Source organism: Stutzerimonas sp. S1, assembly GCF_025966695.1.
Classification (GTDB): Bacteria; Pseudomonadota; Gammaproteobacteria; order Pseudomonadales; family Pseudomonadaceae; genus Stutzerimonas.
The window spans coordinates 425,765-436,832 of record NZ_JAOEIY010000005.1 but is presented as its reverse complement, the minus strand read 5'-3'; the positions used below and the strand labels follow the sequence as shown (position 1 = coordinate 436,832).

Annotated in this window: 11 protein-coding genes and 1 pseudogene; 7 read left to right on the top strand and 5 right to left on the bottom strand. The window is 58.3% G+C overall.

The window, feature by feature from the left end:
- A pseudogene (locus N8H22_RS13485) lies at window positions 1–487 on the top strand (hypothetical protein); the annotation flags it as partial.
- Here N8H22_RS13485 and tyrS read toward each other — a convergent pair.
- A complete protein-coding gene (tyrS, locus tag N8H22_RS13480; RefSeq protein ID WP_264591023.1) occupies window positions 437–1,654 on the bottom strand; it encodes a tyrosine--tRNA ligase in 1,218 nt (405 codons plus the stop codon). The pseudogene N8H22_RS13485 and the gene tyrS overlap by 51 nt on opposite strands.
- Window positions 1,655–1,828: 174 nt before the next feature.
- On the opposite strand from tyrS, the gene N8H22_RS13475 reads away from it, so the two are divergent.
- Entirely contained in the window at window positions 1,829–3,205 is a 1,377-nt protein-coding gene (locus N8H22_RS13475; RefSeq protein ID WP_264591022.1) for a peptidoglycan DD-metalloendopeptidase family protein, read from the top strand.
- A 2-nt stretch (window positions 3,206–3,207) separates the two neighbouring features.
- Window positions 3,208–4,299 (top strand): anhydro-N-acetylmuramic acid kinase, encoded by a 1,092-nt coding sequence (locus tag N8H22_RS13470; RefSeq protein WP_264591021.1) that lies wholly within the window; start codon window positions 3,208–3,210, stop codon window positions 4,297–4,299.
- Between the two features lie 65 nt (window positions 4,300–4,364).
- Here the strand turns inward: N8H22_RS13470 and erpA are convergent, their stop codons facing one another.
- Both erpA and argC read right to left on the bottom strand, forming a co-directional pair.
- Entirely contained in the window at window positions 4,365–4,715 is a 351-nt protein-coding gene (erpA, locus tag N8H22_RS13465; RefSeq protein WP_264591020.1) for an iron-sulfur cluster insertion protein ErpA, read from the bottom strand.
- 155 nt (window positions 4,716–4,870) lie between these two features.
- On the bottom strand, window positions 4,871–5,905 hold the full coding sequence (argC, locus tag N8H22_RS13460; RefSeq protein ID WP_264591019.1) for an N-acetyl-gamma-glutamyl-phosphate reductase: 1,035 nt from the start codon (window positions 5,903–5,905) through the stop codon (window positions 4,871–4,873).
- A 131-nt stretch (window positions 5,906–6,036) separates the two neighbouring features.
- On the opposite strand from argC, the gene hemJ reads away from it, so the two are divergent.
- Complete coding sequence (gene hemJ, locus N8H22_RS13455) at window positions 6,037–6,465, top strand: protoporphyrinogen oxidase HemJ (RefSeq protein ID WP_264591018.1); 429 nt, start codon at window positions 6,037–6,039, stop codon at window positions 6,463–6,465.
- Window positions 6,466–6,586: 121 nt separating this feature from the next.
- The gene (locus N8H22_RS13450) at window positions 6,587–7,534 is read left to right on the top strand and encodes a DUF805 domain-containing protein (protein WP_264591017.1); all 948 of its coding nucleotides are present in this window, start codon (window positions 6,587–6,589) and stop codon (window positions 7,532–7,534) included.
- 26 nt (window positions 7,535–7,560) lie between these two features.
- Here N8H22_RS13450 and N8H22_RS13445 read toward each other — a convergent pair whose 3' ends face one another.
- Entirely contained in the window at window positions 7,561–9,027 is a 1,467-nt protein-coding gene (locus N8H22_RS13445) for an AAA family ATPase (RefSeq protein ID WP_264591016.1), read from the bottom strand.
- 80 nt (window positions 9,028–9,107) lie between these two features.
- Here N8H22_RS13445 and N8H22_RS13440 point away from each other — a divergent pair, with 80 nt between their 5' ends.
- Both N8H22_RS13440 and coq7 read left to right on the top strand, forming a co-directional pair.
- Window positions 9,108–9,449, top strand: coding sequence for a histidine triad nucleotide-binding protein (locus N8H22_RS13440; RefSeq protein ID WP_264591015.1), 342 nt, complete (start codon window positions 9,108–9,110; stop codon window positions 9,447–9,449).
- Between the two features lie 54 nt (window positions 9,450–9,503).
- Entirely contained in the window at window positions 9,504–10,151 is a 648-nt protein-coding gene (gene coq7, locus N8H22_RS13435; RefSeq protein ID WP_264591014.1) for a 2-polyprenyl-3-methyl-6-methoxy-1,4-benzoquinone monooxygenase, read from the top strand.
- A gap of 58 nt (window positions 10,152–10,209) precedes the next feature.
- Here the strand turns inward: coq7 and speD are convergent, their stop codons facing one another.
- The gene (gene speD, locus N8H22_RS13430; RefSeq protein WP_264591036.1) at window positions 10,210–11,004 is read right to left on the bottom strand and encodes an adenosylmethionine decarboxylase; all 795 of its coding nucleotides are present in this window, start codon (window positions 11,002–11,004) and stop codon (window positions 10,210–10,212) included.
- Window positions 11,005–11,068: the final 64 nt, after the last annotated feature.

Below are 11,068 nucleotides of genomic sequence, written 5' to 3'. Positions count from 1 at the left end.
TTGCGACTACCAGTCTTACATCCACAAGCACCCACACGAATTGCTTGATTCAGTTGTTAAAGAGCGTTTCGATCAAGCCTTTCGTCTCAACCGAGGCCGCGCATTTTACAGCAGCCCTTCTCACTGTCAAGCTGTTTTTTCGAAAATTTCTTTTCTACTCAACCGCTTGCCGCCCCGATCAATCTGCATCTCTCATCAGCGGGAGGCGAATCATACAGCGTTCAAAACCGCTGTCAACCACCTCTTTCAACCGCCTCCGATCAATCCGACCGAAGCCACCAACAGAACTCAACCACCGCCCTGTCAGCCCGGCGCATTCTACTCGAATCCGCCACCGACGCAACCCTTTTATTTAGCTAACCTTTTGATTTACAAGAGGTTTTACTTAAGGACTGCGCCGGAAGTGGTGCGCATTATAGGGGCCTCAAAACTGGCGTCAACCGCTTATTTCAGTTTTGCTCAATTTCAGAGTAATCCGCGCAGCTGACTTCTTACCCGCCTGGCAAATATGGACCGCCCCACATTGAAATACAAAGCCCCGGTCAACAACCCCCCCATCCACCCGGACCCCTCCAGCCCCCAAAAGGTCACGCGCCATCGCCGCGTTTTTGACAAGCCCAGCCTTATTAAGCACGGATGCGATCGGCATATCCTGATCGGACATCAACTCGACTTCCGGCAAATCATCCGGCAGCTCGCCACCCCTCATCCTGTTACCTGCCGAGCGATGCGCCACTGCTGCGGCCTCTTCACCATGAAAGCGCGCCACGATCTCTTCTGCCAGCTTGATCTTTATATCCCGCGGATTCGCGCCGCGCTCTACGTCGGAGCGAAATGCTTCAATCTCATCTACAGAACGGAAACTGAGCAATTCGAAGTATCGCCACATCAAACCATCAGGAATCGAGACTAGCTTGCTGTACATGACACCAGGCAACTCTTGGATACCAACATAGTTACCCAGCGATTTGGACATCTTCTTGACGCCATCCAAGCCCTCCAGCAGCGGCATCGTGATCACACACTGCGACTCCTGACCATAGGCCCGCTGCAGCTCACGCCCCATGAGCAGATTGAACTTCTGGTCAGTCCCCCCGAGCTCGATGTCCGCCTTCAATGCCACCGAGTCATAACCCTGAACCAGCGGATACAGGAATTCATGAATCGCGATGGACTGGTTACTGGCATACCGCTTGCTGAAGTCGTCGCGCTCAAGCATGCGCGCCACGGTGTACTGCGAGGCAAGCCTGATGAAATCGGAAGGCTTCAGCTGATCCATCCACGTCGAATTGAACGCAACCTCGGTTTTCGCAGGGTCCAGAATTTTGAACACTTGTGCCTTATAGGTTTCCGCATTCTCCAGAACCTGATCCCTCGTCAATGGGGGCCGGGTCGCACTTTTCCCACTGGGATCACCGATCATGCCCGTGAAGTCGCCTATGAGGAAAATCACCTGATGCCCCAGCTCCTGCAGCTGGCGCATTTTGTTGATCAGCACCGTGTGCCCCAGGTGAAGGTCAGGGGCCGTCGGATCGAACCCTGCCTTGACGCGCAGCGGCTGTCCGCGCTTCAGTTTGGCAATCAATTCCGACTCAACGAGCACCTCATCAGCACCCCGCTTAATGACCGACAACTGCTCTTCAATCGACTTCATGGGGGGCTCCGCACCTAGAAATAAAAGCCGCAAGCCTTACAAGATCACGCGCAAAATACAAGTTCGTGACCTGTGGGCTGATCGACAGATGGAACGCCTGCAAGGGTTGCCTCGAGCGGGGTTTGCTTATATTTTAGACAGTTATTTCCTGTGCAAAAACATGCCAGATATCTAATGACTTATCCCAAAGCCCCTATCTACCCGAAGAGCCACCTGCTGGCAGCTAGCGGCGTCGCTGCGCTCCTAAGCCTGGCATTGCTTGTATTTCCGTCTCGCGAGGTAGAAGCCAAAAAGAGCTTCATTGATCTGCGGCTGGACTACGCCACCGAGCAGGCAGTCTCGCCGCAGGCTGAAGGCGAGGCCCCCGGTAGTCGGGCTGAGGCACCTTTCGCCACCATTGATAATGAACGCGATGAAACCGCTGAATTGCCTGAGCCCGAGGTGAATCCCCTTGCCAAAACGCTCGTGGTTGCCAATGGCGATACGCTATCAACGCTATTCGCCAAGGCGGGCCTTGGCACGAGTACGGTCCACAGCGTGCTCACCAGCAGCAAAGAGGCGAAACAGCTGACTCAGCTGAAGATTGGCCAGGTAATCGAGTTCCAGCTGACCGAACAAGGCGAACTGGCCGGACTAAAAAGCAGGATCAACGCTCTCGAGAGCCTGCATCTTGAAAGAACCTCAAAGGGCTACTCCTTTAAGAAGGAGCAGATTAAACCGGAAGTCAGATCCGTGTACGCACACGGCGAGATTGATAGCAGCCTGTTTGTCGCAGCTAAACGAGCCGGCCTCTCTCATAACCTCACCATGGATCTAGCGAACGTGTTCGGCTACGACATCGATTTCGCACTAGACATCCGCAAAGGCGACTCATTCGAACTGATATACGAAGAAAAGATCGTCGAAGGCCGTCGCGTCGGAACTGGCAATATCCTCGCTGCCCGCTTTGTCAATCGAGGCAAAGCCTTTACCGCGGTGCGCTACACCAACAAGGGCGGCACCACCAGTTATTACAATGCAGACGGCACCAGCATGCGTAAAGCCTTCATTCGCACGCCTGTCGACTTCGCGCGCATCAGCTCTCGCTTCTCTAATGGACGTAAACATCCCATTCTGAACAAGATCCGCGCCCACAAGGGCGTTGACTATGCCGCACCGCATGGCACCCCGATTAAGAGTGCCGGTGACGGCAAGGTGCTACTTGCCGGGCGTAAGGGCGGCTACGGCAATACAGTGGTGATCCAGCACGGTCAGCGCTACCGCACGCTATACGCGCACATGCAGGGATTTGCCAAAGGGGTAAGAAACGGATCCTCGGTCAAACAAGGTCAGATCATCGGCTACATCGGTACCACCGGACTTTCTACCGGACCGCATCTGCATTACGAATTCCAGGTTGATGGCGTACACGTCGACCCGCTGGGTCTGAAATTGCCCATGGCCGACCCCATAGCGAAGAACGAGAAGCAACGCTTCCTGCAGCTGAGTCAGCCGCTGATGGCGCGCATGGATGACGAACGAGCCACCATGCTTGCACTCAATAAGCAATAAGCATGACGCTGTATATCGGCGTCATGTCGGGCACCAGCCTGGATGGGCTGGATGTTGCCTTGATCGAGCAGGGCGTGCAGACCAAACTTGCCGCAAGCCGCTTCGAGCCACTGCCAGCCACACTTCGCCAAAATATCCTAGAGCTCTGTTCCTCGGGCCCTGACGAACTTGCCAGAGCTGCGACTACCGAGCATAGCTGGGTTGAGTTTGCCGCCTCAGTCATACGAGCGCTGCTGGACGAGAACCAGCTCAAGCCCGAAGCCATTCGTGCGATCGGCAGTCATGGCCAAACCGTACGCCACGAACCTACTCGAGGCTTCAGCATTCAGATTGGCAATCCTGCATTGCTTGCCGAGCTCACAGGCATAACCGTCGTTGGTGACTTTCGTCGTCGAGACGTCGCAGCCGGCGGGCAAGGTGCTCCGTTAGTCCCTGCTTTTCACGAAGCAGTCTTTCGCGACAGCAGTAAAGCTCGTGCAATTCTCAATATCGGCGGGTTCAGCAATCTCAGCCTCCTTGAACCACAACAAACTGTTCGTGGTTTCGATTGCGGCCCCGGAAATGTCTTGCTGGATGCGTGGATCCAACGACAGTGCGATCTGCCGTTCGATCGTGACGGGGAATGGGCCGCAAGCGGCAGAGTGAACCAGAGCCTGCTGCAAGCCATGTTAGCCGACGAGTTCTTTGCCGTGCGAGGCCCCAAAAGTACCGGACGAGAGCTCTTCAACCTGACTTGGTTGGAACGCCACTTGGCAGGTGCGACAGCCCTCTCACCCGAAGACGTTCAGGCAACATTGGTGGAGCTGACGGCAAGGAGCATCAGCAATGCTCTGGAACTCGCGCAGCCCACCGCGCAGGAGCTTCTCGTTTGCGGCGGGGGCGTTCACAACTCCTTCCTGATGCGCCGACTGCAGGCCCTGCAGCCGGGACGTCACGTCTGCAGTACGGACGCCTTCGGCATCCCGCCGGACTGGGTGGAAGCCATGGCGTTTGCTTGGCTGGCCCACTGTTGCCTAGAAAACATTCCTGCCAATCGCCCCAGCGTGACCGGCGCCCGCGGATTGCGGGTGCTCGGCGCCATCTATCCAGCTTAAAGGACATAATGCCCGCCATCAAAAACGCCGTGCATGGCGCGGCGTTTAGCAACACGAAACTACTGTCAGATCGAGAATGATTGGCCGCAGCCACATGTTGTTGTCGCATTCGGGTTCTTGATTACAAAGCGAGACCCCTCAAGTCCCTCCTGGTAATCGACTTCCGCGCCAGCCAGATACTGATAGCTCATCGGATCCACCACCAGGCTAACCCCCTCACGCTCGATGATGGTGTCGTCATCCGCCACCTCCTCGTCGAAGGTAAAGCCGTACTGAAAACCGGAGCAGCCACCGCCAGTGACGAACACTCGCAATTTAAGGCGCGGGTTGCCCTCTTCTTCGACCAGGGTCTTCACCTTGCTCGCGGCACCCTGACTGAACTGGATCGCGGTGGGTGTGAAGGATTCGACACTCATTGAGTTCTCCCGGCGCTAGAACGCCTACTGCTATGGCGAGGCATTATCGGCTTACCCCACCAAATCGGTCAACTATTAGCCAGCCAGTTGTGGCTGAGAAAGCCTATGCGCACCATCGGGCAAACCGCTGAGCTATTCGCATGCCAACGGGTGTTTTAGGGCAGTAACGCCACATTGTTCAGGCCAAGGCGCTCTTCCAGCCCAAACATGATGTTCATGTTCTGGATCGCCTGCCCCGATGCGCCCTTAACCAGATTATCGATGACCGAGAGTATGACGACGAGGTCTCCGCCTTGCGGGCGATGCACGGCAATCCGGCACATGTTTGCACCGCGTACGCTGCGCGTCTCCGGATGACTGCCAGCAGGCATCACGTCGACAAAGGGCTCGTTCGCGTAACGTTTCTCGTAGAGCGACTGCAGATCCACCGAAGTGTCGGCCACCGAGGCATAAAGCGTTGCATGAATGCCGCGGATCATCGGCGTCAGATGCGGAACGAACGTCAGCCCGACCTCACCATTGGCAGCGCGACGCAGCCCCTGGCTGATTTCCGGAAGATGGCGGTGTCCCTTGACCGCATAGGCCATCATGCTCTCACCTGCCTCAGTGAACAAAGAGCCAATCTTGGCGGCGCGCCCTGCCCCACTGACCCCGGATTTGCAGTCGGCGATTAACCGCTGGTTGTCGGCCAGACCGTTTTCCAGCAACGGAAGGAATCCCAGCTGGGTAGCAGTCGGGTAGCAGCCGGGTACCGCGATCAACCGAGCAGTCTTGATCCGTTCCCGGTTGACTTCCGGCAGACCATAGACGGCCTCGTTCAACAACTGCGGCGCGCCATGGGGTTGGCCGTACCATCTGGCCCACTCATTGGCATCCTGCAGACGGAAATCGGCCGACAGGTCGATAACACGTGTACCGGTCGCCAGCAACTCGCCCGCCAAGGCGTGCGCGACCCCGTGTGGGGTCGCGAAGAAGACCACGTCACAGGCACCCAGTGTCGACACATCCGGCACACTGAACGCGAGACCGTCATAGTGACCTCGGAGGTTCGGATACATGTCGGTAACCTTCACGCCGTCTTCAGAGCGCGAGGTGATCACCACTACTTCGGCCTGCGGGTGCTGCGCCAGCAGGCGCAACAATTCCACCCCGGTGTAGCCTGTGCCGCCGACGATACCGACCTTGACCATGTCTGCCTCGCAATGAACGCCTTAAAAGGGCTCGATGATAAAGCTGCTTTGATTGCCGGCCAACCATCGGGATGACGTATCGTCCCACAAACAATACTATCGCTGACATTCTGACTGCAGGACGCTTGCGCATGCTCTACCTCTGGCTCAAGGCATTTCACATCATCTCGATCGTCTGCTGGTTTGCCGGCCTTTTCTATCTCCCCCGCCTCTTCGTCTATCACGCCATGAGTGAAGATACGATCAGCCGCGAGCGCTTCAAAGTCATGGAGCGCAAGCTCTATCGCGGCATCATGCTGCCGTCGATGGTAGCTACCTTGGTGTTCGGAACATGGATGCTGATATTAAACCCGGGGCTGTTCACCAGCGGCGGTTGGCTGCATGCCAAGCTTGCCCTCGTCCTGGTATTAATCGGCTATCACCACATGTGCGGCGCGCAACTGAAGCGCTTCGCTCGCGATGAAAATACTCGCGGACACGTCTTCTATCGCTGGTTCAACGAAGTGCCGGTGCTGTTCCTTCTGGTGATCGTTATTCTGGTAGTGGTCAAGCCATTCTGAGCGCTCACGCGCCGGACGAAGACGCACGAAAGACGTTTCCGCATCGACGAGGAATCGCCGCCTTCACGTCGCTCGTGCAGCCCCGTCTACAAACCCACCCCTCTAGTGACATGGACGCCACATGAACGAAACCCATTACAAAATCCTCTTCAGCGGCGATCTGATGCCTGGTGCCAGCGCTGACGACGTAAAAGACGCACTCGCGCGACTGTTCAAAACAGATCGGACTCGGGTTGAGCAGCTGTTTCGCGGCGGCCGGGTCGCACTCAAGAGCGGCCTGCGCAGCGACGAAGCGGATCGCTACCTTGCGGTGCTCCAGCGCGCCGGCGCCTATGCGCGCAAGGAGCCCGACCAGCTCTCCCTCGAGCCACTCACGAACGACGAGCAGTCTGGCTCTGGCGCGCCCGGCGGGGATGAGGCGCAGATGACGTGCCCGAAGTGTGGATACACACAGCGCCATCAAAGCGAATGTTCTGCCTGCGGAATCATCATCGACAAGTTTTTGGCGCGGCAGGCTCAGCTTGCGCAGAGCGTCACGCCTCCCACGGGTTCAGGCGAACACTCGCCATACGCGCCGCCGCAGGCAACTGTCAGCGCGCCAATGGCGAGTCAGGGCGAACTCCGCGTTTTCACCATCCAGGGCCGTATCGGTCGCTTGCGCTATCTGGCCTGGTCGTTGGCCGTGATGTTCGCAGTCGCCGGCCTGGTCGGAATAGCAAGTATCGTGATGGCCATCTCGAGCACTGCCGGCCTGGTGCTCATGGCGCTTCTCGGCATAGGTGCCATAGTCGTCAACATACAGATCGGCGCGCAGCGGCTGCACGATATCGGAGTTTCCGCCTGGCTTCTACTGCTCAATCTGGTACCGGTCTTAGGTGCCTTCGTCCCATTGTTGATGATCGCAATCCCGGGCAAGACTGGCCCGAATCGCTATGGCCCTCCGCAACCCCCCAATAGCTTCGCAGTGAAGCTGCTATCGGGGCTATGGCTGCTGCTGGTACTCGTCGGCATTGTTCTCGCCATCACCGTCCCGACCGTCTCGCAGCACCTGAGCCTCGCTGGGGACTGACCGAGCAACGGACATACTTGAGTCGGCTACCCTGCCTGAACCGTCCGCCCATCTGCCCAGGCGCGCAACGCCGCAAGATCCTCGGCCATGACGACTGAGAGCGGCGAAGTCGCCTGGATACTTTCCAGCAGCACAGCCTGATCGACTTGCCGCTGCTGTGCCTGGGCGGCATACACAGCACTAACTACTACCTGCTCGATTTCCGCACCGGAAAAGCCAACGCTGGCCTCGGCAAGCCTTCCCAGATCGAAGGCCGGCTCGCCCAGCTCGCGACGCGCCAGATGAATCCGGAATATTTCCGCACGCGTGTCTCGATCAGGCAGATCGACGAAGAACAACTCATCGAAACGCCCCTTGCGCAGCAACTCCGGGGGTAGGCGATCGATCGCGTTCGCCGTAGCCACCATGAATACCGGCGCCTCGCGCTCGGCCATCCAGGTCAGCAGCGTTCCCAGCACCCGCTGACTAACCCCGCCGTCCATCTCGCCGGTAGCCAATCCCTTTTCGACCTCATCCATCCATAACACGCAGGGGGCCATCTGCTCGGCCAGCCGCAGCGCCTCGCGCAGGTTGCGCTCCGTCTCACCGAAATACTTGTTATACAGACAGGCAAAATCCAGCCGCAACAGCGGCAAGCCCCAGAGCCCCGCCACTGCCTTGGCGGCAAGACTCTTGCCGCCGCCTTGCACACCAACCAGCATCACCCCGCGTGGCAGATCTGCGCCCGTGCCGCTCAGGAATGCGCCCTGGCGCTCGCCCAACCAGCGTCTGAAATAGTGCAAGCCGCCAACCTCGGCGAACCGCGCGGTTTCGAGCTCGAAGCTCAGCACGCCGTCCAGATCGAGCAGCTGGAACTTGCCGCGATTCAGCTCCGGTAGATCCTCCTGGGTGATGGCGCCATCATCGCAGATCAGATTGCGTGCCAGACTGCGCGCCTCGGCATGACTCATGCCGCGCAGGTTCTTCACCACCTGCTGCAAGGTCCGGTTATCGGTACGCACCCGCGCACCACGATTGCGTTCGCTCCAGCGTGTCGCCTCATCACGGACGATTGCCAGCAGCTCCTCCTCGCTGGGCAGCGCCAGACTGAAACGGGCAGCCAGGCGCTGCACTTCGGCAGGCAACTTCAGCGCATGCGACACCAGCACCAGCGTCGGCGTCGCGCCCATGGCGATCTCCTTGAGCAGGCGCACCACCCTCGGCTCTTCCAGAAACGGATGCAGATCGCAAAACACGTACAGGTTCGGCTGCGGATCGTGCTTGACCAGCTTGAGGGCCTGCTCGGGCGCGTCGCTGTCGTCACCCTGCGGCTCGCCGCCGAACCCAAGCCGTCGCACCCCTTCGGTGATCGACCAGACGTACTGGCTCAGCCCTCGCTTAACGGCAAGGCCAGTCAGGGTTTCCAGTACGCGCAGCTCGTCCCAGGACTCGATCGCTATCAGCTTGATCCGCGAGTCGAGCACCAGCCCCAGATCGTGGATATCGTTCTTCACCCCATCTCCTTATACGGGTTCATCAGCTTCTGAGCGCCCTGCTACACTGTCGAACCGCTCGAAAGTCCCGGAGAAGCGCCATGGATTGTCTGTTCTGCAAGATCGTCGCCGGGGAGATCCCCGCGCGCAAGCTCTATGAGGACGACCAGGTCATAGCTTTCAACGATATTGCACCGCAGGCGCCGATACATTTTCTGGTCATCCCGAAGAAACACATTCCGACTCTCCACGACCTCAGCGAAAAGGACGACAAGGCGCTGGCCGGGCACATTCTGTTCACGGCGCAACGGCTGGCAGAGCAGCAGGGTTGCGCCGAAGGTTTCCGGGTGGTCATGAACTGCAACGACCTTGGCGGCCAAACTGTCTACCACATACACATGCACGTACTGGGACAGCGCCAGATGCATTGGCCGCCAGGCTGAGCGGACGGCCCGCACGAGCATCGCCATTAGCGCGCCGTTAAATTCGGAGGTTTCATGTCAACCCAACGCCACTACTCCCCCGCCGATCGCTTGCTGATGCAGGCTGACGCCGCCCTGCGCACCCTACTGCCGTTCAGCGGACAACCGGGACGCCCATCGCCCGCGGTGGTGAAACAGGACGCAGAGCTCAGCGACAGCGAGACTCGCCATGTCGCCGGACTAATGCGCATCAACCATACCGGCGAAGTCTGCGCGCAGGCGTTGTATCAGGGGCAAGCACTCACCGCCCGCTTGCCGCAGGTACGCGCAGCAATGGAGCGCGCAGCCGACGAGGAAATCGACCACCTCGCCTGGTGCGAGCAGCGCATTCGCCAGCTGGGCAGCCATACCAGCGTGCTGAATCCGTTGTTCTACGGGTTGTCGTTCGGCATTGGCGCCTCGGCCGGCCTGATCAGCGATCGCATCAGTCTTGGCTTTGTCGCGGCAACCGAGGATCAGGTGTGCAAGCACCTGGACGAGCACCTTGCCCAGCTTCCAGCGGAAGATGAAAAATCGCGCGCCATCCTTGAGCAGATGCGGGTCGACGAGGCGCAACACTCAACCGCAGCGATCGACGCTGGCGGCCTGCGCTTCCCGGCCCCGGTCAAGTTCGGCATGAGCCTGATGGCCAAGGTGATGACCAAGACCACCTATCGCGTCTAGGCCACGTCACAGACAAAGAAAAAGGACGCCTAGGCGTCCTTTTTCTTTGCTGGGAGAATCAGCTCGGCATGTTGCGCGCGTAGAAGATTTCCAGCATCTCATGTCGCAGCCGCGCCTCGACCTGCTTGCGCTGCTCCGGCGACAGGTTGAGGGTCGCGTCACCGAACAGGTAGTTCTCCAGCTCGAAGTCCTTGAGCAGCATCTTGGTGTGGAACAGGTTCTCCTGATACACGTTCACATCGGTCATCTGATAGGCCGAACGGGTGTCTTCGGAGAGGTATTTCTGGATCGAGTTGATCTCGTGGTCGATGAAGTGCTTCTTGCCTTCCACATCACGGGTGAACCCGCGCACACGGTAATCCACGGTGACGATGTCGGAGTCGAACTGGTGGATCAGGTAGTTCAGTGCCTTGAGCGGCGAAATGACCCCGCAGGTCGACACATCGATATCGACTCGGAAGGTGGCGATACCGTCCACCGGATGAATCTCCGGGTAGGTATGGACAGTGATGTGGCTCTTGTCCAAGTGCGCCAGGATGGTTTCCGGCAGCGGCCCAGGCGATTCCTCGATCTGGCTGTCGGTGGGTGTAACCGGCTGCTCGGAGATGAGAATGGTGACGCTTGCGCCCTGCGGCTCGTAATCCTGGCGAGCAATATTGAGAATGTTGGCACCAATGATGTCGACAACATCGGTCAGAATCTGGGTCAGCCGCTCGGCATCGTACTCTTCGTCGATGTACTGCACATACGCCTGCTGGTCTTCCGGCGTTTCGGCATAGCAGATGTCATAAATGTTGAAGCTCAAGGTCTTGGTCAGATTGTTGAACCCATGGAGCTTGAGTTTACTTTTCACCATTGGAAACTCTCTTTGCTGCGGCTCTGCCGCGTGATTGAGCATGCCCGTCAGATACGGCCGT